Origin of the sequence: Bradyrhizobium sp. AUGA SZCCT0431 (genome assembly GCF_018131065.1) — a bacterium.
Lineage (GTDB): Bacteria > Pseudomonadota > Alphaproteobacteria > Rhizobiales > Xanthobacteraceae > Bradyrhizobium.
In genome coordinates this window covers 25311-46376 of the sequence record NZ_JAFCLR010000038.1, presented here as the reverse complement: position 1 = coordinate 46376, position 21066 = coordinate 25311, and the positions used below count along the sequence as shown (strand labels likewise).

The 21066-nt window shown below is 62.4% G+C and carries 20 protein-coding genes; 7 read left to right on the top strand and 13 right to left on the bottom strand.

All coding sequences use genetic code 11. The features are described 5' to 3' along the window. Positions 1 to 33: 33 nt before the first annotated feature. Both lptG and lptF read right to left on the bottom strand, forming a co-directional pair. Positions 34 to 1131 (bottom strand): LPS export ABC transporter permease LptG, encoded by a 1098-nt coding sequence (gene lptG, locus JQ567_RS29285; protein ID WP_212442044.1) that lies wholly within the window; start codon positions 1129 to 1131, stop codon positions 34 to 36. Then, complete coding sequence (lptF, locus tag JQ567_RS29280; RefSeq protein ID WP_212442043.1) at positions 1128 to 2294, bottom strand: LPS export ABC transporter permease LptF; 1167 nt, start codon at positions 2292 to 2294, stop codon at positions 1128 to 1130. Before lptF ends, lptG begins: the two co-directional genes overlap by 4 nt. Before the next feature lie 363 nt (positions 2295 to 2657). Here lptF and JQ567_RS29275 point away from each other — a divergent pair, with 363 nt between their 5' ends. The 3 genes from JQ567_RS29275 (at position 2658) to JQ567_RS29265 (ending at position 5295) form a co-directional block, all read left to right on the top strand. Beyond that, a complete protein-coding gene (locus JQ567_RS29275; protein WP_212442042.1) occupies positions 2658 to 4157 on the top strand; it encodes a leucyl aminopeptidase in 1500 nt (499 codons plus the stop codon). A 33-nt stretch (positions 4158 to 4190) separates the two neighbouring features. Continuing rightward, complete coding sequence (locus tag JQ567_RS29270) at positions 4191 to 4643, top strand: DNA polymerase III subunit chi (protein ID WP_212442041.1); 453 nt, start codon at positions 4191 to 4193, stop codon at positions 4641 to 4643. Positions 4644 to 4803: 160 nt separating this feature from the next. Beyond that, positions 4804 to 5295, top strand: coding sequence for a hypothetical protein (locus JQ567_RS29265; protein WP_212442075.1), 492 nt, complete (start codon positions 4804 to 4806; stop codon positions 5293 to 5295). Between the two features lie 55 nt (positions 5296 to 5350). Here JQ567_RS29265 and JQ567_RS29260 read toward each other — a convergent pair whose 3' ends face one another. Together JQ567_RS29260 and abc-f are read right to left on the bottom strand one after the other, a co-directional pair. Further along, on the bottom strand, positions 5351 to 6079 hold the full coding sequence (locus JQ567_RS29260; RefSeq protein WP_212442040.1) for a class I SAM-dependent methyltransferase: 729 nt from the start codon (positions 6077 to 6079) through the stop codon (positions 5351 to 5353). Positions 6080 to 6121: 42 nt separating this feature from the next. Next, positions 6122 to 7996 carry a ribosomal protection-like ABC-F family protein gene (gene abc-f / locus JQ567_RS29255; RefSeq protein WP_212442039.1) on the bottom strand — a complete coding sequence of 625 codons (1875 nt, stop codon included), beginning with the start codon at positions 7994 to 7996 and terminating at the stop codon, positions 6122 to 6124. 82 nt (positions 7997 to 8078) lie between these two features. On the opposite strand from abc-f, the gene JQ567_RS29250 reads away from it, so the two are divergent. The 3 genes from JQ567_RS29250 to JQ567_RS29240 all read left to right on the top strand — a co-directional run bounded on the left by JQ567_RS29250 (position 8079) and on the right by JQ567_RS29240 (position 10142). After that, the gene (locus JQ567_RS29250; protein ID WP_212442038.1) at positions 8079 to 8276 is read left to right on the top strand and encodes a hypothetical protein; all 198 of its coding nucleotides are present in this window, start codon (positions 8079 to 8081) and stop codon (positions 8274 to 8276) included. 543 nt (positions 8277 to 8819) lie between these two features. Then, complete coding sequence (gene ndk, locus JQ567_RS29245) at positions 8820 to 9242, top strand: nucleoside-diphosphate kinase (protein ID WP_212442037.1); 423 nt, start codon at positions 8820 to 8822, stop codon at positions 9240 to 9242. 60 nt (positions 9243 to 9302) lie between these two features. After that, complete coding sequence (locus JQ567_RS29240) at positions 9303 to 10142, top strand: TerC family protein (RefSeq protein ID WP_212442036.1); 840 nt, start codon at positions 9303 to 9305, stop codon at positions 10140 to 10142. A 34-nt stretch (positions 10143 to 10176) separates the two neighbouring features. On the opposite strand, the gene JQ567_RS29235 is transcribed toward JQ567_RS29240, so the two are convergent. The 5 genes from JQ567_RS29235 to JQ567_RS29215 form a co-directional block, all read right to left on the bottom strand. Then, positions 10177 to 10944 (bottom strand): amino acid ABC transporter ATP-binding protein, encoded by a 768-nt coding sequence (locus JQ567_RS29235; RefSeq protein WP_249165807.1) that lies wholly within the window; start codon positions 10942 to 10944, stop codon positions 10177 to 10179. A gap of 59 nt (positions 10945 to 11003) precedes the next feature. Further along, the gene (locus tag JQ567_RS29230) at positions 11004 to 11699 is read right to left on the bottom strand and encodes an amino acid ABC transporter permease (protein ID WP_212442035.1); all 696 of its coding nucleotides are present in this window, start codon (positions 11697 to 11699) and stop codon (positions 11004 to 11006) included. Next, positions 11696 to 12478: an amino acid ABC transporter permease gene (locus JQ567_RS29225; RefSeq protein ID WP_212442034.1), complete on the bottom strand. Its 783-nt coding sequence runs from the start codon at positions 12476 to 12478 to the stop codon at positions 11696 to 11698. Before JQ567_RS29225 ends, JQ567_RS29230 begins: the two co-directional genes overlap by 4 nt. Before the next feature lie 85 nt (positions 12479 to 12563). Further along, positions 12564 to 13466 (bottom strand): transporter substrate-binding domain-containing protein, encoded by a 903-nt coding sequence (locus tag JQ567_RS29220; RefSeq protein WP_212442033.1) that lies wholly within the window; start codon positions 13464 to 13466, stop codon positions 12564 to 12566. Between the two features lie 29 nt (positions 13467 to 13495). Beyond that, positions 13496 to 14656: an aminotransferase class V-fold PLP-dependent enzyme gene (locus tag JQ567_RS29215; RefSeq protein WP_212442032.1), complete on the bottom strand. Its 1161-nt coding sequence runs from the start codon at positions 14654 to 14656 to the stop codon at positions 13496 to 13498. 245 nt (positions 14657 to 14901) lie between these two features. Between JQ567_RS29215 and JQ567_RS29210 the strand changes: the two genes are divergently transcribed. After that, positions 14902 to 15705, top strand: a complete 804-nt coding sequence (locus tag JQ567_RS29210; RefSeq protein WP_212442031.1) for an IclR family transcriptional regulator — start codon at positions 14902 to 14904, stop codon at positions 15703 to 15705. 16 nt (positions 15706 to 15721) lie between these two features. Here JQ567_RS29210 and ppx read toward each other — a convergent pair whose 3' ends face one another. From ppx to JQ567_RS29190, 4 genes are all read right to left on the bottom strand, one after another. Then, positions 15722 to 17224 carry an exopolyphosphatase gene (gene ppx / locus JQ567_RS29205; RefSeq protein WP_212442030.1) on the bottom strand — a complete coding sequence of 501 codons (1503 nt, stop codon included), beginning with the start codon at positions 17222 to 17224 and terminating at the stop codon, positions 15722 to 15724. A gap of 27 nt (positions 17225 to 17251) precedes the next feature. Continuing rightward, positions 17252 to 19450: an RNA degradosome polyphosphate kinase gene (locus JQ567_RS29200; RefSeq protein ID WP_212442029.1), complete on the bottom strand. Its 2199-nt coding sequence runs from the start codon at positions 19448 to 19450 to the stop codon at positions 17252 to 17254. A 161-nt stretch (positions 19451 to 19611) separates the two neighbouring features. Further along, positions 19612 to 20289: a DnaA/Hda family protein gene (locus JQ567_RS29195; protein ID WP_212442028.1), complete on the bottom strand. Its 678-nt coding sequence runs from the start codon at positions 20287 to 20289 to the stop codon at positions 19612 to 19614. A gap of 91 nt (positions 20290 to 20380) precedes the next feature. Then, on the bottom strand, positions 20381 to 20923 hold the full coding sequence (locus JQ567_RS29190) for a CDP-alcohol phosphatidyltransferase family protein (RefSeq protein WP_212442027.1): 543 nt from the start codon (positions 20921 to 20923) through the stop codon (positions 20381 to 20383). Positions 20924 to 21066: the final 143 nt, after the last annotated feature.

The window sequence follows — 21066 nt, the reverse complement described above, 5'->3', positions numbered from 1 at the left end:
GCGACCTCAACTGGCGGGCGGCGACAACGGCCACTACCCGTCCTCCTGGTACAGCAAGGCCAAAAAACCGGTGAGGCCGCCCACGCATACGGGCAACCACGCCGCAGCGATGGGATGCATCAACTCAGCCTTGCTCAAATCCTCAGTTACTTTCGACAGAACGTAGAGCAGAAAGCCCGCACCCACGCCACTCAAAACCATCTTTTGCACGCCGCCCATCCGGAAGAAGCGAAGGCTGACCGACGCCGCCAACATCACCATTGCAGCCAGCAAAAACGGCTGTGCGATGAGCTTGTGATACTGCAAACGGTAGCCGGCGGTCGCAAATCCCGAGCTCTCCGAAGATCGGATATAGCCGGGGAGTTGCCAAAAAGACACAGTTTCCGGGGTCGAGAAACTGTTGCGAATCTGGGCCGGCGTCAGGGTGGTTGTGATGTACAGGTTTTCCTGGTCGATCGGCGGCTTGTCGAGGGAGTATCGGCGCACCGATTTGAACACCCAGCGGCCTTCTTCCAGCGACGCCTCGCGGGCCTCGATTCGTTCCTTGAACTGCAGGTTTGTATCAAACCGGAACACGGTGAGACCGGTCAGCCGCACGCCCTGCCGCTCGCTGCGGGCGGCGTTGATGATGGTCTGGCCCTCGCTGTTGATCTGGTTGAGCCAGAATCCGGCAGCGTCCTGAATGCCGCCGCCGGGTGCCGAGCCGAACAGCTCCGCTTCCATCCGTTTGGAGAGTTCGCGCAGGTTCGCCGACATTGGATTGTAGGCGACGGTCGCCGCGGTGCCGAGGATGATCGCGCTGGCGAGCGCGGGCGCAATGAACTGCCAGGCGGAGACGCCGGCGGCGCGCGCCACCACGAGTTCGAGCCGCCGCGACAGCGCGAGGTAGCAGGTCATCGCGCCGATCAGGACGCAGAACGGCATCAGCTTTTCGAGCAGCTGCGGCACGCGGTACAGCGACGTCTGCGCGACCGTGATCGCCGACGCCGACGCCAGCCCCGAGGTCTTGCGCACCATTTCGATGTAGTCGACCAGCACCAGCAGCACGAAGATGCTCGCAAACACGCCCACCGCCGCGACCAGGAAGCGGCCGGCGAAATATCGCCCGAGCGTATTGGTCAACATGCTCATGCTGTGGCCGGCCGTCCAAAGAGCCGCGCCAGGCGCGCATTTGATTTGTTGATCGCCTCGATCAGTGCGGCCGGCGGTTCCACCACCACGCCGCCGACAATCATCCACAAGCCGACGCCGATCGAGGCGAACAGCATCACGTACTGGACCAGCGCGGCGGCGGGATTTTTCACCGCCATGACGGAGCAGGCGAATCCGGCCATGCGCAGCCCGAACACCGCGACAATCGAACCGCCGATCGAAAAGTTGCGGCTCTGCCGCGTGGTGCGCGGCGTGCCCAGAAACGCGAACGTCAGGACCGCAAACGCGAACGGATACACCGGCGCCATGAGGCGGTCGTGCAATTCGGCGCGAAACTGGCCGCCCAATTTCTTGAACACCGGATCGTTTTCATCGGGTGAAACCAGTTCCCAGATGTAGCGTTCGCGAATCCCCAGCACCGCGTCGCGCTGATTGGAGAATTTCGACATGTCGAATGCGTAGCGGCCGAACGCCACCAGCGCGGGGTCGCGTTTTCCCGCCTCGAAACGTTCGAGATTGCCGTCTTCCAGCACCAGGTACGAGCCGTTCTCGTTCTTCAGCACCGTGCCGTGATCGGCGATGATGGTGACGCGTTCTTTCGGATCGCGGCGATCGTCGACGAAGATGCCGGCGAGCACACCGCCCGGCAGGCGTTCGCGGATGCGAATCGTCAGGTTCTGGTCGAGCTGGGCGAAGCGACCGGGCTGCAGGATGTTGGTCAGCACGTCGGCGGTGATCTCGGCGTCCCATTGCTTGATCCGGCGCATGCCGTCGGGGGCGAGATAGGCGCCGATGAAGGCGACCATCAGCGCCACCACGCAGGTGGCGTAGAAGAAGGGACGGAACAGCCGGAACGGCGAGAAGCCGGCGGCGTTCATCACGATGATCTCGGAATCGGTGGCGAGCTTGTTCAGCGTGTGCGAGACCGCGATCATCAGCGCGATCGGCGCGATGATCAGAACCAGCGCGGGAATCACCAGGCTGGTGATGCCGAGGAAGGTAATGATGGTCTGACCCTGGCTCGTCATCAGGTCGATGCCGCGCAACGCCTGCGTAATCCAGATCACGCCCGTCAGGCTGACCAGGACCAGCGCAAACGACGCAAGCGTCGTGCGGAAGATATACTTGTCGATCGACCCCATCGTTTACCGCACGATCCCACCTAGCGTGCCAAAAGAGCGGCTTGCGACCAATCCCGAAACCGGGATCCCCAAGGTCGCGCCGCCAGCCTTTCAGCCGTCTCCATTCTCACTACCATCCCTTTGATCCGTCAACAAAATGGCCGGGCCGTGGCACCCTTAGGATATGGTTAATTATTCGGCCCCTGTGGCCTGGGGGCCACGCAGGCGCCTTGGCAGCGCCGCGGCTGACAGGCCATAGTGTGGCAAATCAAGGTCCCGGCCGATCGGGACCGCCACCAAGAGACCATTCTGAATACCGCTCCGCATATCCTTGGGACCGCTTCCGGTCCCGAAGTCAGCCCCTGAATTCTGGAGGAATTGCCTATGTCCGACGCCGTCAAGGTCGGCTTTGTCCCGTTTTCCGCGGCGTCCCGCGGCATTCTCGTGGTGTTTTGCGACGATGCGCTGAAGTTCGGCGCGGCGACCCGCAAGGCGCTGGGATCAGCGGCCGACACCGTCAAGCGGGCGGCGGCGGCCAACCAGTTCAAGGGCAAAAGCGGCGCGGCGCTGGACATTCTGGCGCCAGAGGGAATCAAGGCGCCGCGGCTGATCGTCGTCGGTCTCGGCAAACCGTCGGCGCTGAAGGAGAAGGATTTTCTCAAATTCGGCGGCGTCACCGCCGGCAAGCTCAATGCCGCCAGCGACGCCGTCACCATCATCGCCGAACTGCCTGATGGCGCGATGCAGCCTGATCAGGCCGCCGCCGTCGCGGTGGGCGTCCGGCTGCGCGCCTATAAATTCGACCGCTACAAGACCAAGAAAAAGGACGACAACGGCGCCTTGCGATCAGATCTTTCGATTGCCGTCGCTGACGTTGCCGCCGCTCGCAAAGCCTTCGCGCCGGAATCCCACGTCGTCGACGGCGTGATCATCGCGCGCGAGCTCGTCAACGAGCCGCCGAACGTGCTTTTCCCGATCGAGTTCGCGCGCCGCGCCAGTCAGCTCAAGAAGGTCGGCGTCAATGTCGAGGTGCTCGACGTCAAGGCGATGACCAAGCTCGGCATGGGTGCGCTGCTCGGCGTCGGCCAGGGCTCGACCCGTCCCAGCCGCACCGTGATCATGCGCTGGAACGGCGGCAAGAAGGGCGAGCAGCCGGTTGCCTTCATCGGCAAGGGCGTCTGTTTCGACACCGGCGGCATTTCCATCAAGGGCGCCGCCAGCATGGAAGACATGAAAGGCGACATGGGGGGAGCTGCCTGCGTGGTCGGCCTGATGCATGCGCTGGCGGCGCGCAAGGCCAAGATCAACGTCGTCGGCGCCATCGGCCTCGTCGAGAACATGCCTGACGGCAACGCCCAGCGTCCCGGCGACATCGTGACCTCGATGTCGGGGCAGACCATCGAGATCATCAACACCGATGCCGAAGGCCGGCTCGTGCTGGCCGACGTGCTCTGGCACGTCAACAAGAAGTTCAAGCCGAAATTCATGGTCGATCTGGCCACGCTGACCGGCGCGATCATGGTCGCGCTCGGCACCGAACATGCCGGCCTGTTCTCCAACAATGACGAGTTGTCCGAACGGCTGAGCAAGGTCGGCCTTGAGACCGGCGAGAAAGTCTGGCGTCTGCCGCTCGGTCCGGAATACGACAAGCTGATGGATTCGCAATTTGCCGACATGAAGAATGCCGGTGCACGGTACGGCGGCTCGATCACCGCCGCCCAGTTCCTGCAGCGTTTCGTCGACGATACGCCGTGGGCGCATCTCGACATCGCGGGAACCGCGATGGGCGCGCCGAAAACCGAGATCAATCACAGCTGGGGTTCCGGCTACGGCGTTCGTCTGCTCGACCGGCTGGTCGCGGAATATTACGAAGCCAAAAAATAGCAGCGCAATAGTAGCGGAAGAGCAGAAACCTGCATGACGGAAGTCCTGTTCTACCATTTGCAGAACATGTCGCTCGAAAGCGTGCTGCCGCCGCTCCTGGAAAAGTCGCTGGAGCGGGGCTGGCGCGTGGTCGTGCAATCGACCTCGCCGGAACGCACCGATGCGCTCGATGCGCATTTGTGGACCTACAGCGACGATTCGTTCCTGCCGCACGCCACCTGGCGCGCCGCAGATGCGCCGGATCAGCCCATCATCCTCTCGACCGAGGAGGGCAACCCGAATCGCGCCAATGTCAGGTTCCTGATCGACAATGCCGCGCTGCCCGCCGATTCCGACAGCTACGAGCGCCTGGTGCTGGTTTTCAACGGCGACGATTCCGACGCGCTGACCGCGGCGCGTGGCGTTTGGACCGATTGCAAGGCCCGCGGCTTCGAGGTGACCTACTGGCAAGCCGACGAGCGGGGCCGCTGGCAGCGCCGGCAATAGCGATATAAGGCAATTAATGATAATTTGAAGTTTCTTCCGGCGGGCTTGTGGCTAGCCATGGTCGTGCCGCAAAGTGATGTTGGGACAAGTAGTTACATTCGGGGCGGAGCCTGGGCCTAGCGTGCGAGACGGAACGTTCAATCGAAAGCCATTGCTGGCGTTGCTTCTGCTCGGTCCCGTGATCGCGGGCTGCAGCGGCGCGCCCGACCTGCTTTCGAAGGATGCCGATTGGTTTTCGCGTCCCGGCCGCATCTTCATCAAAAACATTTCGATCGAGACGCCGCCGCTGACGCCGGACAAGCCGGTCACGGCGGAAGATCTCGTCTCCGCCGATGGCGCCTGTCCGGGAATGGCGCCGCCGCCCGGTGCGGCCGACGCCAATGCGCAGGCCGGTACGCCGCCCTCGACGACCGGTACCGTCGCGCTTGGCCATACCGAATGCGACGTGGTGCGCGGCATCGGCACGCCCGACAGCGTCAACTTCTCGAATAATCCCCGCGGCGATCGCGTTGCGATCGTCACCTATTCGCGCGGCCAGCGCGCCGGCATCTACACCTTCACCGCCGGACGTCTGTCGTCGATCGAACGCGGGCCCGAGCCGGTGCAACAGCCGAGGGGCGCCAAGCCGAAGCGAAAGCCGGCGGCGACGTAGCCGGACTGGTGGAAGTTTGGATCACCAACCCGCTCGGGGAGGTGGCAGCATCCGCTCAGCGTTGAGCGACCACCAACAACATCATTGGCCGCTCCAGTTCTTCAGCCAGATCAGGGTTGCTGGCAATCTCATCGTCTGCGGGACCCCACTCCTGAACATGTCGGATAGTGAAGTTGGCACCGATCAGGATGTTTAGCGTTGTCCCGATCGTCCGGTGATATTTCAGCACGTCTTTCGCGAGCCAATCTGTCCTTCGGGGACCCTCGACGGAATACTGATTGACCGGCCACGTCCTGCGGCCATCACTATCAACCGACCAGCCCGGACGGGTCGGCGCCATGTATATTGGATGCTCGATAGTGAAGACGAGGTGCGCGCCTGACGTGAGCGAGCGATGCACCATCCGAACCAGCCTTTCGAAATCCTGTACGTAGTGAAACGCAAGCGAACTATAAGCCAGATCGAAAGAGGCTTCGGGTAGATCGAGATGATCGAGATCTGCGATCGCATATTCGATATCCGGATCGCTTGTATCGGCTGTGGCTCGAGCAATCATGTTCTCGGAAATATCCAGCGCGAGGATATGCGCTGCGCCATGCATCTTCGCCCACCGGGCGAACCAGCCGAAGCCGCAGCCGAGATCGACGATCCGCTTGCCGTTGAAATTCGGAAGCAGCGCGCGTATCGCGGGCCATTCCGGGGCGCCGTCGAGCCCGTGCACTGAGCGGCGCAACTTGCTGTAGCCGGCAAAAAACTCGGGATTGTCGTAGATATTCTGCGCCATTCTCGGCTCCGCAGGTGCGAGGCGCTTTGCTCAAGATTGCTCTCAGCCGGTCGCCTCGTCATATTGCGAACTTGCTTCCAGCCAGTCTTCCTCAGCGCGCTGCAGGGCGCTTGCGGCACCGGCGCGGGCCTTGCTGAGCTGGGCGGCCTGCTTCGGATCGCGCGTGAACAGATCCGGCAGCGCGAGCGCGGTGTCGATCTTGGCGATGATGCCGTTGATGCGCGCGATCTCGGCCTCGGCCTCGGCGATTTTCTGCCGCAACGGCGTGCGCTTTTCGCTTTTGCCGCGCTCGGGCTTTGCGTTTTCCTTCGCGCGCTCATTGCCACGGTCGCGCGAAGCGGGTCTGACGTCGCGGATCGACAGCACCATCCGCCGATAATCGTCGAGATCGCCGTCATAGGTCGTTACCGTCTGGTTGGCGACCACCCACAATTGATCGGCGCAGGCTTCGATCAGATAGCGGTCATGCGAGACCATGATGACGGCGCCGGGAAATTCATTGATCGCTTCGGCCAGGGCGGCGCGGCTGTCGATGTCCAGATGGTTGGTCGGCTCGTCCAGGATGATCATGTTGGGGCCGTAGAACGTGGCGAGGCCGAGCAGCAGCCGCGCCTTCTCGCCGCCCGACAGGCTTTTCACCAGGGTGTCGCCGGCCTTGCCGGAAAATCCGATGGCGCCGACGCGCGCGCGCACCTTGCTCTCGGGCGTGTCGGGCATCAGCTTGCGGACATGGTCGTAAGGCGAGCCGTCCAGGTTGAGTTCGTCGACCTGATGCTGCGCGAAATAGCCGACCGACAGTTTTTCCGCGCGCGTGATCCGTCCCGAGAACGGTGGCAACTTGTTCGCCAGCAGTTTTACAAGTGTCGATTTGCCGTTGCCGTTCGATCCCAATAGCGCGATGCGATCCTCGGTGTCGATGCGCAGGGTGACGCGGTTGAGCACGGGTTTTTTGGGATCGTAGCCGACCGAGACGTCATCGACCGCGATGATCGGCGGCGACAGCATCCTTTCAGGCGTCGGGAACGAAATCTCGCGCACGTCCTGTGTCACCAGCGCCGTGACCGGCTTCATCCGCTCCAGCATTTTCACGCGCGACTGGGCTTGGCGCGCCTTGGATGCTTTCGCCTTGAAACGGTCGACGAACGCCTGCAGCCGCTTGCGCTCGTCCATCTGCCGCTTGGCGTGCTTGGCGTCGAGCATCTCGCGCGTGGCGCGCTGCTCCTCGAACGACGAATAGGTGCCTTTGTAGAGCGTCAGCTTGCCGCGATCGAGATGCAGGATCTGGTCGACCGACGTGTCGAGCAGATCGCGATCATGGCTGATCACGATCACCGTGCGCGGATAATTCGCCAGATGGTCTTCCAGCCAGAGCGTGCCTTCGAGGTCGAGATAGTTGGTGGGCTCGTCGAGCAGCAGCAAATCGGGCGCCGCGAACAGCGTCGCGGCAAGTGCGACGCGCATGCGCCAGCCGCCGGAGAATTCCGAACAAGGGCGGGCCTGATCCGCGGTCGAGAAGCCGAGGCCCGAGAGGATCGCCGCGGCGCGGGCGGGCGCCGAATGCGCATCGATATCGACCAGCCGGGTCTGGATCTCGGCGATCCGGTGCGGATCGTCGGCGGTCTCGGCTTCCTGCAACAACGCGTCGCGTTCGAGGTCGGCCTTCAGCACGACGTTGATGAGGCTTTCCGGCCCGTCGGGTGCTTCCTGCGCAAGGCTGCCGATCCGCCAGCGCGGAGGTATGGAGATGCTGCCGGATTCGGTCGGCAGATCACCGCGAATCGCGTGAAACAGCGTCGATTTCCCGACGCCATTGCGGCCGACAAAGCCGACACGGGCGCCGGGCACGATCTGCACCGAGCTGTCCTCGATCAAAAGCCGTCCGGCAATCCGGATCGAGATATCTGTGATTGAAAGCATGCGGCCTTGTCACCGGACACGCCGCCAAACGCAACCGATTTATCTGGCAAATCGGCTCTCCTGAAGCTCCCGATACAGGTTAATGCCGCTCGTTCTCACGCCGGCGGAGCTCGTTGATCAATTGCTGCAAGCGGGGCGAGAGTTCGGTTTCCGGACGCATGTACTGCTGCAACCGTTCGCCGACGGCATCGCAGATCGATCGCGAAGTCCGGTGATCGATCTGCTCGAAAACGGTATTGATTCGGCTATCCATGGCGAGTTCCAGCGTCGCTTTGAGTAAATCTGAGTAAGTTGCTGCAGGATCAAGTCACGAGGCTGCGATTTGTTTCCGGTTGCAGAACTCCTATGCATGCATCTGAAGCGAGCCGGAAAAGCGCAGTCCCACTGGTTCCCTGAATGGCCGGGGGCCATAGCCGGCCCGCCGAAGCGGATGCGGGCCCAATCCCAGCGAAGCCCCGGCAATGCAAGGCGATCGATTGCGAAACACGATCATCCGATCGCGAAGCGTGATCGTCTCCGCGAGGTTTCGGCGCGGAAAACGCGCCATCCGTGAGATCGCTTCTGGTCGGCCCACAAGACCGTCCGACTACCTGAAAGCCTAACGTGCTGAACGCCTTCGGGCCGGCGTGATATGGCTGCAATCAAGGGCCCGAAGCGTTTTCGGCCGAAAGCCCGGCCCGGACACGATCCGGGGCGGACTGGGGCTTGGCCAACCAAAACGCGTCAAAACTGCGCGATAGCGCGGCATTGGGTCGCTTGCCGTCGCAGGACTGCGCCGATATAAGCCCCCAACTCTCAATCAGCGTGTTGTAAGGACGTAATCATGGCGATGGAACGCACTTTCTCGATCATCAAACCCGACGCGACCGAGCGCAATCTGACCGGCGCCGTCAACGCGTTGATCGAGAAGGCGGGTCTTCGGATCGTGGCCCAGAAGCGCATTCGCATGACGCGCGACCAGGCTGAAACCTTTTACGCGGTCCACAAGGCGCGTCCGTTCTTCGGCGAACTGGTCGACTTCATGACGTCGGGCCCGGTCGTGGTGCAGGTGTTGCAGGGCGAGGGCGCGGTGGTGAAATATCGCGACGTGATGGGGGCCACCGATCCGTCGAAGGCCGCCGAGGGCACGATCCGCAAGGTTCACGCCAAGTCGATCGGCGAGAATTCGGTGCATGGTTCGGACGCGACGGAGACGGCCGCGATTGAAATCGCGCAGTTCTTTTCCGGCAACGAAATCGTCGGTTAATTCAAAACGAGCGGCGCGCGAGCGTCGCCCAGGACGGCCAAGCGCCGGGGGGAGCATGCTGTGAACTGGGTGCTGCAAATTTTCGATCCGGCGACGATCTCGACCTTCTTCACGCAGTTCCAGGCCGAGATGCAGCAGCCCACCTTCTGGGTCGCGCTCGGCAAGATCATGTGGATCAACATCCTGCTGTCGGGCGACAATGCGCTCGTCATCGCGATGGCGTGCCGCGGGCTGCCGCCGCGCCAGCGGTTCTGGGGCATGATCCTCGGCGCCGGCGTCGCCGTTGGGCTGCGCATCATCTTCACCGGCATCGTCGTGTCGCTGATGGCGCTGCCGTTCCTCAAGCTGGTCGGCGGCCTGGCACTGCTCTACATCGCGGCCAAGCTGTTGGTGCCCGAAGATGAAGGTGAGGGCGACGTGCACGCGGCGGCGCATCTGTGGGCTGCCGTGCGGATCGTGGCGATCGCCGACATCGTGATGAGCCTCGACAACGTGATCGCGGTTGCGGCGGCCGCCAATGGCAGCATTCCGCTGCTGGTGATCGGCCTTGCGATCAGCGTTCCCCTGATCGTTGCCGGTGCGGCGCTGATCATGGCGCTGCTGACGCGCATGCCGGCTCTGGTATGGGCCGGTGCAGGCCTGCTCGGCTGGGTCGCCGGCGAGGTGATGGCCACCGATCCTGCCGTCGTTCCGCATTTGCGGGCGCTTTCCGATGGGCCGATCGGCGTTTCGCTCGACCGCGTTTTAGGCCCGATCGGCTTGCACTTCGCCAATGGCGGTCATGGTGCCGAAGTGGTGTGCGGCCTGATCGGCATCGCGATCGTGCTGGTGGTGGGGTCGATGTGGCGCAAAAGCGCGCAGCAAAAACACGCCGCCGAGCACGCTGCCAAGGCGGCGTGAACCACCGGATCCAGAGCCGCCGTCGGCTCCTGCCCTAGTGGATGATCTGGCTCAGGAAGCTCTTCGCACGTTCCGTGCGGGGAGCGCGGAAGAATGAGTCCGGATCGCCTTCTTCCACGATCGAACCACGATCCATGAAGACCACCCGATCAGCGACCTCGCGCGCGAACCCCATTTCGTGCGTGACGCAGACCATCGTCATTCCCTCTTGCGCGAGCTCGACCATCGTTTCGAGCACCTCTTTGACCATCTCCGGATCGAGCGCGGAAGTCGGCTCGTCGAACAGCATGATCTTTGGCTGCATGCACAGGGCACGCGCGATGGCGACACGCTGCTGCTGCCCGCCCGAGAGCTGTGCCGGGTATTTGCTTGCCTGGTCATGGATACGCACCTTCCTGAGCAGGCCGATCGCGCGATCATGAGCATCCAGCCGGGAAAGCCCGCGAACCTTGATCGGAGCCAGCATGCAGTTCTCGACGACCGAGAGATGCGGGAACAGGTTGAAGCTTTGAAACACCATCCCGACCTCGCAACGCACGCTGTTGATGTCGGTCATGCGATCGGTCAGCTCGACGCCGTCGATGACGATCCGGCCGCCATCATGCTTTTCGATATGGTTGATGCAGCGGATCAGCGTCGACTTGCCAGACCCCGAGGGTCCGCAGATAACGATCTTTTCCCCTCTTGCGACCTCGAGATTGACGTCGTTCAGCGCCGCGAAACGGCCGAACCGCTTCACCAGATTTTCCACGACGACGATCGAGGAGGGCGGGGCCGGGCGACCAGCGCTTTCCTGCAGCATTTTCGTCTCCCAAATTTAAGTCCGGACTGGTGGCTTTTGCTTTTCAGACCGCTGATCGACTATCGATGCGACCCGGTGAATGCGTAACGCTTTCGGAGCGAGGCAACGCACTGGGATGCCGCCGAACTGATGACGAGGTAGACCAGCGCCACGGCCAGATACATCTCGACAAGACGTCCGTTGAGTTGCGCAAGCTTCGAAGCTGCGCCGAGGAGGTCTGTGAGCGAGAGAACATAGACGAGCGAGGTGTCCTGAAACAGGATGATGGTCTGGCTCAGGATGATCGGACTGGCCACGCGGATCACCTGCGGCAGGATCACGGACCGGTAGGTGTCGAAAGTGGATAATGCGAGCGCCTGGCACGCTTCGAACTGGCCCTTGTTTACCGCGCGCAACCCGACGCGAATGATCTCCGAGTAGTAGGCCGCCTCGAACAGACCGAAGGTGATGAAGGCGGTGTAGGTGGCGCCGATCGGAATCGGACGGCCGTTTCCGCTCAGGTGCCCAAGCACGATCGGCACGAGGAAGAAGAACCAGAACAAGACCAGGATGAGAGGGATCGATCGCATCAGCGCGATGTAACCACGCACGATCTGGCTGACGACCGGAATCTCGAAATGCTGCACCAGGGCAAAGCAGGTCCCCAGAACCAAGCCGATGAGAGAAGCCACAGCCGTCAGCGCAAGGGAGAACAGCAGCCCCGACCAGAGATAGGGCCACGCCTGCAGGATTATCGAGAAATCGAGGCTGTTCATTTCACGACCTCCATGGTGGCAGGCAGTTGCACGTCTTCCGTCAGTTCCGGTTCGGTGATGTCCTTGACGGGGACGGTGCCCGGGATGTGCAGGGCCTTGTCGATGAGCATCATCGACTGATAGGCGATCAGGGCGAGCGCGAGATAGATGAGCGTCGCGGCACCGAAAGCCGTGAAGGTTTGAAACGTGGCTTCGCTGATTTGACGCGCCTGAGCGGTCAGCTCCATGAGGCCGATCGTCAGCGCAACCGACGTATTCTTGTAGATGCCCATCACCTCGCTGGTCAGGCTCGGCACGATGAGGCGCAGGGCTTGCGGGACGATGACGTATCGATAGGTCAGGTACCCGCCAAGGCCAAGCGCGTTGGCTGCTTCGGCTTGCCCCTTCGGCAAGGCCTCGATCCCGGCGCGGACCTGTTCGGCGATGCGGGCGGCGGTATAGAGACCGAGGCAGAGCAGCGCCGGAAGGAACGAGCCCCAGGGCGGTGGTATTTGCTTGACCGCGTTGCCGAGTGATCCCGGCAAAACCTCGGGTAGGACGAAGTACCAGAGGAACATCTGCACCAGAACGGGGATGTTCCGGAATATTTCGACGTATAGCCGGGCCAGTGCCGCAACGAGCCGGTTTTGGACGGTTCGGCCGATTCCAACCACGACGCCGATGGCAAACGCGATCCACCAGCCGAAGAACGCCAGCGCCAACGTCCAACCGAGACCCGAGAGGAGCCAGTCGATGTAGCGCTGACCATCCGCCGTCTGTTCAAAAAGCACTTCGAACATCGCGAGCCTCACGATTACAGGTGCGTGCGACGATCATCTTGCGTGAGATCATCGCGCCTATCGCGCCAAGACCAGTCTACGGCATCTAGTCTACGGCATCGCTTGGATGCGCGATCCTCTGCTTGAGGGCATCCGTCAACGGGAACGCGAGATTCTCGTTCTTCGGCGGGATCGGGCCGGTGAACCACTTCGCGTAGGTCTTCTCGAACTGGCCTGATGCCATCTGCCTGGAGAGAACGTCGTCGACGAGCGCCTTGAACCCGCTATCCCCCTTCGTGAACATCAACCCATAATAGATCTTTGCGTAGCCTTCGGGGAGGAATGCCAGCGCGTTCGGATTGGGCGCGGCGGCCTTGAGGCCGGCGAGCAGGATGTCGTCCTCCATGAAAGCCGCGGCGCGGCCGGTGCTCAGCATCAGGAACGACTCGGCATGATCCTTCGCCTGCACAATGCTGAAGCCAAGCTGTTCCTTGGTGTTTACCGCCTGGGCGAATCCGACCGCGTTGGAGCCCTGGGTCACGACGATGGTCTTTCCCTTCAGGTCGGCGGCGCTCTTTAGTCCGCCATCGGCCTTTACGAGCCATCGCGGCTGGCTGACGAACGTTGCAACCGAAAACGACACCTGCTCCTGTCGCTTCTTGTCGTTCGCCGTTCCCCCGCATTCGATGTCGACCGTGCCGTTCTGGATCAGAGGAATTCGGTTCGACGAATTTACCGGCGTGTACTTGACGGAGAGATTGGGCAGCGTGAGGTCGGTCTTGATGCGCTCGACGATTGCCGCGCAGAGATCCAGCGAGAACCCGACAGGCTTTTGATCGGCCCCGAGATAGGAAAAGGGAATGGAGGCCTCGCGGTAACCTATCGTAACAGCGCCGCTGGACTTGATCTTGGTGAGTGTCGGGCTGTCCGCTGCGGCAGACGGCTCGACCATGGCGCCAGCCGCCAGTAGGCTCGGCAGAAGTCCCAGTACCCGCGCAAAATTCCTCATGTCCTGCATCCTCCTCAGTGATCGAAGGTCTAAGCTGCTTTGCTTGATGTCTTTCGGCCGCGCCGGCGGATAAGCTCGATCAAGCGATCGACGTCGGTGGTCGTGTTGAACATGCCGAACGACACGCGGATGCCGTCACGTTCGGGCGAAACGCGTACGCCGCTCTCTTCGAAGTAACCGAGCCATTCGGCCGCTGGCAGATCGACGACGTAGATGTGCGGCGCGCGGTGCTGCCGGTCTCGTGGACCGACAAGGCGGATGTCGAGTTCATCCAGTTGGGCGATGAGATGGTCGCCGAGATCGAAGCAATGGTTCTGAATGTTCTGCACGCCGATTTGCTCGATCATGTCGAGCGAAGCCCCGAGCGCGTGGATTGCCGGAAGGTTGAAGTTGCCGAGTTCGAAACGCCGGGCGCTCGAGGCCGGCATCAGATTTTCCGGACGAGCTATCAGATCAGTGGGAATAGCTGCCAGGCTGGCGGCTGCCAGATAAGTTGGCTCCAGCTCGTTCACGGCCTTGTCCCAGTAGAGCAGTCCGAGCCCCTGGGGAACCAGCAAGCCCTTGTGACTTCCCGACCCGACGAAGCTCGCGCGGATCGCCTTGGCATCGATCGGGACGACGCCGATCGCCTGCATGACGTCGACGATGAAATAGAGCTTCTTTTCCGCACACAACGCGCCGATGCTTTCGATGTCGAAGCGGTGCCCGGCGTGGAAAGTCACATGCGACATCGAGATCGCGCGGGTGTTCTCGTCGATGTGGGGCAGAAAGCTCTCTGCATTCACGACTTCCGTCATCGGCAGGAAGTCAACCTGGACGCCCTTCTTTTGCAGATTGAGGAAGGCGTACGCGTTGTTGGGGTGATCGCCGTGGATCATCAGGACGTTGTCACCCGCGCGTAGAGGCAGGGCGTTTGCCGCAATGTTCATGCTCTCTGAGGTGTTCTTCGTGAAAGCGATCTCGTCGGCGGACACGCCCAGGAAGCGCGCGACCTTGGCGCGTGTCTGCTCGACGCGATCGAGCCACACGCTTTTCGGTCCGGCCGTCTCCAGGCCCTCGCGCAGAAAGAGCTCGATCGCTGCCTTTACGGGACGTGCGAGCGGTGCCTGGAATCCCGAGTCGAGATAAACCATCCTCTCGGCGGCCGGGAATTCCTTCCGCACGGCATCGACGTCGTAGTGACGAGACATCCTTCTCTCCCGTTGAGCGCCCCGCCGGCCTGGCACGTGGCCCATCGACGAAGCGAAAATCCGCGGCGGGCGGGAATGGCGGTCGCAAATCACGATGTGCCCTGCACAAATCCTACTCACCTGCCGGCACAGCCAACGTTATGGGCATTCCAGGCGTGCGTACAATATAATTTTCATATTTAAGTGGTTTTCATTCCGAAAAATGATAATTTATGTCATGAACAATAACCGGATTGGAGGCCGACATGGCTGAACAAGCCAGAAGCGATGGACCACTCGACCGCGCATTTGCTGTCGTTGGTCATGTCGCGGGGCAAACCAAAGCCGTTTCGGTAGCGGAGATCGCCCAAGCGCTTTCACTCCCACTTCCGACCGCGCATCGGCTGATCGGAAATTTGGAGGAGCGCGGTCTGCTTCAGAAGGCACTGGGAACCAAGCGATACGTGGTCGGCAATCAGCTGGTCACGTTGTCCGCGAAGGTCATTGGCGCCGCCTTTCGTACGGCGCGCCGGCACGCGGTGTTGCGAGCGGTTGCAGGTGAAATTGGCGAGCAATGCGAGATCGGAGTGGTGCGCGATAACGTGGTCGCCTACGTGGACAGCGTGCGCGTATCGCAACCGCAAGGCCTCCAATTCAATCCGGGCGAGGCCGCTCCAATACACTGTACGTCGACGGGAAAGATCTACATGAGCCGTTTGCCGGAGAGGGCGCGCGAGAAGCTGTGCCGGGCGCTTGCGCTGACGAAATATACGGAAACCACCGTCGTGGATTGCGACGCGTTACTGAGGGTTCTGGAGGAGACCCGGCGCCGCGGCTGGGCCAAAACCAATGAGGAGTATGTGAAGGGAGTGGTTGGATGCGCGGTCCCCATCGTCTCGCCGGACCGTGAATTGATCGCGTGCCTCGGCGTCTCCGTCCCGGTGGCGCGCGTGAGCTTCGCCGAACTGGATCGCTTTATCGCTCCGCTCCAGAAAGCGGCCGCCCGTCTTTCGGAAACGATCCTGCAAGTCGACGAAGATGATGCAAGCGTGGATCAGGCGGAAGCCTGACGCCTGGATTCACGCGCTAGCGCCGCACGATCGAGCCGGAGCGTCCGACCAGCCGCGCCAATTGCTTGAAGCGGCTGCCGACGCGGTCGGCGACCAGATCGACCATCCGGTGCTCGAACACCAGCATCAGCTTGCGGCCCTGGCTGCGGAAATGCGTCGCGGGCAGCACACCGGTTCGCGCCGCCGAGATCAGATGCGCAACGCGGAACGCCGCGCCCAGCATTCTGGCGCGTTCGTCCATCGCCGGAGGCACCAGCTCGCGGATTCGCGCCGGCGGTTCGTTTTCCTCGCTGAGACCGGCGTAGCGATAAAACACCGACAGCGCGACAAAGGCGCGGCCCTGGTGGCTGATCGAGCCGAAATTGCCGTTGGTGATCAGGCTCAGCGTCTCTTCGCCGCGATGGTCCGGATGCACCCGCCAGCCGATGTCGGACAGCAGGCATGCGGCGTGGCGCAGCCGGCGTTCCTCGACGGTTTCGCGCAGCTTCACGACCCTGACCAGACGATCGGTCCACGAGACCAGTTCTTCGGCATGACGGGCGGACCGCGACAACAGCTGGTTCAGCGTTCGCGCGGCGCAGATAAATCCATCGAGGGCGCGCTCGGATGGCGGCAGCTTTTCATACAGCAGCCCCTCGCGCACGCCGAAGGTCGAGAACACGATGGTCTTGGGCTTGGCAACGCGAATGATGTGTTCGAGCACCAGCGCCGCGTAGGTCAGCAGCGGCCGCCGCGCGTCGGAGATCATCTCGATATTGGCCAGCATGTTGGCCGCAACCAGCCGCCTCAGCCGCTGCGCGAAGTCGAGCGCATCCGCCGCCGGGATCGAATAGCCGTGCATCACCCGCAGCGGGTAGTCGCTCTGGATGATGTGGATGCGCGCCAGCGCGCGCCAGGTGCCGCCGACCGCATAGAAGGTGCGGCCGCGGCCGGCCTTGAGCTGGGCGACGTCGGACAGTTCGTCCCGGACGATCCGGTCGGCGCGTTTCAGCGATTTGTCCGACAGATCCTGCAGCGCCAGGCTGCCGAGCGGCAGCGTGACGCCACTGCGGACGCGGTTGCGGTGCACGTCGATCAGTTCGAGCGAACCGCCGCCGAGATCGCCAACGATGCCATCGGGATCATGCACGCCGGAGACGACGCCGAGCGCCGACAATTTGGCCTCGCGCGGTCCCGACAGGATCTGAATGCGGGCGCCGCAGATGCGCTCGGCCTTGGCGATGAAATCGGGGCCGTTGGAGGCGTCGCGGCAGGCCGCCGTGGCGATCGCATAGACGCGGCCGACCTTCTGGATTTTGCACAACGCGCGAAACCGCCGCAGCGCGGTCAATGCCTTGGCGACGGCGTCGGTCGCCAGCAGCCCGGTGGTCTGGACCTCGCGGCCGAGCCCGCACAGCGCCTTCTCGTTGAAGATCGTGACGAGGCTGCGCGCCATCGTTTCATAGACGACGAGACGAACCGAGTTCGAACCGATATCGATGACGGCGACGCTGGTAGCGCGCTTGCGCGGCCGCTTCACCGCCAATCCCCCATATGACGCAACCCGCTAGGACGAATGCTGACGCTCATTACGGCGCGTGAGGCGGCGCGGCGAAGATTCCTTGAGAGACTTTCCACGGCCTGACAGACTCGGATTCGTCATGAAGTAGTTGTGCAGATTGAACGGCTCTTCGCCTTTCGCGGCCTTCATACGCGTTGAAGACCCGTCCGGCAACAATTGCCAGCTTTGCTCGGTATCCTTCAGGTTCGCGACCATGATCTGTTCGAGAACCTGCTGATGAACCGTAGGATTTTGCAGCGGACAGAGCACCTCGACGCGGCGGTCCAGGTTGCGCGGCATCATGTCGGCGGACGAGATATACACAGCAGCTTTTGTGCTCGGCAGGCCTTGACCCATGCCGAAGCAGTAGATTCGGCCGTGTTCGAGGAACCGGCCGATGATGGATTTGACGCGGATGTTCTCGGAAAGTCCGGGCAGCCCGGGCCGCAGGCAGCAGATGCCGCGCACCACGAGCTCGATCGCGACGCCGGCCTGCGAGGCCTCATACAGCGCGTCGATGATGTCGGGATCGACGAGCGAGTTCATCTTCATCCAGATCGCGCCGGGCTTGCCGTGGCGGGCGTAATTGGATTCACCCTTGATGTGTTCGATGATGCGGTTGCGCAGCGTCAGCGGCGACACCGCCATGCGCTCGATGTCGCTGGGCTCGGCATAGCCGGTGATGTAGTTGAACACCCGCGCCGCATCGCGTCCGATGATCGGGTCCGAGGTGAAGTAGGACAGGTCCGTATAGATGCGCGCGGTGACCGGGTGATAATTGCCGGTGCCGGTGTGGACATAGGTGGTGAGGTTGCCGCCCTCGCGGCGCACCACCATCGACAATTTGGCGTGGGTCTTCAGTTCGATGAACCCGTACACCACCTGCACGCCGGCGCGTTCGAGGTCGCGCGCCCAGCGGATATTGGCTTCCTCGTCGAACCGCGCCTTCAGTTCGATCAAGGCGGTCACCGACTTGCCGGCTTCGGCGGCTTCGGCCAGCGCGCGCACGATCGGCGAGTTGTTCGAGGTGCGGTAGAGCGTCTGCTTGATGGCGACCACGTCGGGGTCGCGGGCGGCCTGTTGCAGGAATTGCACGACGACGTCGAAGGATTCGTAGGGGTGATGGACCACCAGATCCTTCTGCCGGATCGCGGCGAAGATATCGCCGCCATGGTCGCGCACGCGCTCGGGATGGCGCGGCACATAGGGCACGAATTCGAGGTCGGGCCGGTCGAGCCGCGTCAGCTGCGACAGTTCGTTCATCGCCAGCACGCCATCGACCAGGAACACCTCGTCGTCGGTGGTGGAAAGCGCCCGTTGCACGAAGGCGCGAAGCTCTTCCGGCATCTTGGCTTCGATCTCGAGCCGGATCACCGATCCGCGCCGCCGCCGCTTCAGCGCGGTCTCGAACAGGCGGACCAGATCCTCGGCCTCTTCCTCGATTTCCAGTTCGGAGTCGCGGATGATGCGGAAGGCGCCCTGGCCTTTGACGGTGTAGCCGGGGAACAGCCGGCCGATGAACAGGCCGGTGGCCTGTTCCAGCGTGATCAGGCGCACCGCGCCGTCCTTGCCGGCGGGCATGCGGATGAAGCGGTCGATCTTGCCGGGCATGCGGATCAGCGCGTTCATCGGCTTGCCGTCGGCGACCCGCGACAAATGCAGCGCGATCGTGAAACCAAGGCTCGGGATGAACGGGAAGGGGTGCGCCGGATCGATCGCCAGCGGCGTCAGCAGCGGGAAGATGTTGTGGAGGAAGTGATCCTCGATCCAGCTCCGCTCGGCCTTGGTGACGTCGTGGCTGTCGACCAGAATGATGCCGGTCTGGGACAGAATGGTGCGCAGATCGCTCCAGATCGCCTGCTGGTCGGAGGCGAGTTCCGAAACCGTCTGGTTGATGCGGACAAGCTGCTCGGAGGGGGTCAGGCCATCCGGGCTGCGTTCGGCAATCCCTTCGCGGACCTGCGCCTTGATACCGGCGACACGGACCATGAAGAATTCATCAAGGTTATTGGCTGAAATCGACAGGAACCGGACCCGCTCCAGCGTGGGATGGCCGGGATTGACGGCTTCCTCGAGCACCCGGCGATTGAAATGCAGCCAGGACAGCTCGCGATTGATGAATCGCTCCGGGCTGGTGGCGATCGCCAAAGGCGCTTCGGCAACTACGTCTTTTTCTTTTATTTCAATAGCTTGTGCCGAGTCCATGAAGTTTCGATCCATCTCAGTTGGAGCGCAGCGCCAGTCTAGGCGGATGCCGTGCGCACCATGTGATAGTTGGATGACGTTTCGATGACATTGATGTTCCGCCGGCCGCCGCCGTCAAGGCGGCGGGGGCGTGACATGTCGCGCAGCGGCAGCAGCGCCCGTCAGGCGTTGCGGAGCAGTTCGGCCGCCAGCGCCCGGGTCACCGGCCGGCCGAGCCGCAGCGCCTCGCTATCCAGCAGGTCGATGGCCTGGCGCGCGGCCGCATAGGACCGCTCGATCCGGCTGGCGAGATAGCTCACGACAGTCTCGTCGATGCTCAGCTGACGGTCGGCGCAGAATTTGACGATCAGGCTGCGGAACAAGAGATCGTCGGGCGGCAATAGCGGCACCGTCGGCACCGCGCGCAGCCGCGACCGCAGATCGCGCAGTTCGACCTCGAAGGCCGATGGCGCCATCCGCGCCGTCATCAGAATGGAGGCTTCGTCTTCCCGCCCCAGATTCATCAGGTGAAACATCGCGCGCTCGTCGAACCCCCCCGGTTTCAGGTCCTCGACCACCAGCGCCCCCGTCGCAAGCGCGCCGGGTACGGCGGTGGGCGTCAAAGCGTGTGCGGATATCGAGCGGGCGCCGGCTTGCTCGGCCCAGATCGCGGCGAGATGGCTCTTGCCGGAGCCTTCCGGGCCCACCAGCAGCATGATGCGGTTGGGCCAGTCGGGCCAGCTTTCGATCAGCGCCAGGCCCGCTTCATTGGCCGGCCCTTCCAGAAAATTGTCGCGGGTCAGGCTTTCCGCGTGCGGCAGCGCAAAGGCAAGCTGACGGGGTTGAACGCGAACTGCCACGCAAGTCTCCGGAACCATGGCGTTTTCAAGCGAAGTGGGTACCGGTTCGCGTGAGGAAAACGCGTCAAACAAAACGCTTCAAACAAAACGCCTATTTGGCCTCGATCGTACTCATGTGCCGCACCCACTCCACGAGATAGAGGGAGACGGAAACCAAAGTAAAGACCGTAACAAAACCCATCAGGATCAGGTCGTATGGCGCCGGCTTGAAGTTGAAGCCGAGCGACGCCAGCACCAGGGCGGCGAACGCCACCTGCGCCACCGTGTTGAGCTTCGAGACCATCAAGGGTTTCATCGGGATAGGCTTGTCGAACAACCATGACACAATCACGGCGGTGACGATCATGATGTCGCGCGACACCACCAGGATCACGATCCACAGCGGCACCGCGCCCCAGATTCCGAGCGAGACGTAGATCGAGACCAAAAGCGCCTTGTCGGCGAGGGGATCGAGCAGGGCGCCGAGCTCGCTGGTCATATTGAAGCGCTTGGCGAGGAAACCGTCGACGGCGTCGCTGACGCCGGCAATCACGAAGATCGCGAACGCGATCTCCATCTGCCTCGAGGCGATCGCCCAGACGATAATGGGCACCAGGATGATGCGACCCAGTGTAATGATGTTCGGAATATTCAACTCGGTCGCTTCCCGGCTACCGGCCTAATTACCTAACAGATCCGGCCCTTTGCGGGGCGGGTCGGTTGTTATCTACATAGTATATCGACCCCGCGCTTGCGAGCCATTGCAGGATCGCCGAAATCCTCGTAACCAGCCGTCTT

Excerpts from the sequence above, each read along its gene's own strand:
- JQ567_RS29235 (WP_249165807.1), bottom strand. The coding sequence starts at position 10,944 with ATGCTGCAGGAAAGCGCTGGTCGCCCGGCCCCGCCCTCCTCGATCGTC.
- JQ567_RS29225 (WP_212442034.1), bottom strand. The coding sequence starts at position 12,478 with ATGTTCGAAGTGCTTTTTGAACAGACGGCGGATGGTCAGCGCTACATC.
- JQ567_RS29200 (WP_212442029.1), bottom strand. The coding sequence starts at position 19,450 with ATGGACTCGGCACAAGCTATTGAAATAAAAGAAAAAGACGTAGTTGCC.
- JQ567_RS29250 (WP_212442038.1), top strand. The coding sequence starts at position 8,079 with ATGCCGCTCGTTCTCACGCCGGCGGAGCTCGTTGATCAATTGCTGCAA.
- JQ567_RS29230 (WP_212442035.1), bottom strand. The coding sequence starts at position 11,699 with ATGAACAGCCTCGATTTCTCGATAATCCTGCAGGCGTGGCCCTATCTC.
- JQ567_RS29270 (WP_212442041.1), top strand. The coding sequence starts at position 4,191 with ATGACGGAAGTCCTGTTCTACCATTTGCAGAACATGTCGCTCGAAAGC.
- JQ567_RS29210 (WP_212442031.1), top strand. The coding sequence starts at position 14,902 with ATGGCTGAACAAGCCAGAAGCGATGGACCACTCGACCGCGCATTTGCT.
- lptF (WP_212442043.1), bottom strand. The coding sequence starts at position 2,294 with ATGGGGTCGATCGACAAGTATATCTTCCGCACGACGCTTGCGTCGTTT.
- JQ567_RS29275 (WP_212442042.1), top strand. The coding sequence starts at position 2,658 with ATGTCCGACGCCGTCAAGGTCGGCTTTGTCCCGTTTTCCGCGGCGTCC.
- ndk (WP_212442037.1), top strand. The coding sequence starts at position 8,820 with ATGGCGATGGAACGCACTTTCTCGATCATCAAACCCGACGCGACCGAG.
- JQ567_RS29260 (WP_212442040.1), bottom strand. The coding sequence starts at position 6,079 with ATGGCGCAGAATATCTACGACAATCCCGAGTTTTTTGCCGGCTACAGC.
- abc-f (WP_212442039.1), bottom strand. The coding sequence starts at position 7,996 with ATGCTTTCAATCACAGATATCTCGATCCGGATTGCCGGACGGCTTTTG.
- lptG (WP_212442044.1), bottom strand. The coding sequence starts at position 1,131 with ATGAGCATGTTGACCAATACGCTCGGGCGATATTTCGCCGGCCGCTTC.
- JQ567_RS29220 (WP_212442033.1), bottom strand. The coding sequence starts at position 13,466 with ATGAGGAATTTTGCGCGGGTACTGGGACTTCTGCCGAGCCTACTGGCG.
- JQ567_RS29215 (WP_212442032.1), bottom strand. The coding sequence starts at position 14,656 with ATGTCTCGTCACTACGACGTCGATGCCGTGCGGAAGGAATTCCCGGCC.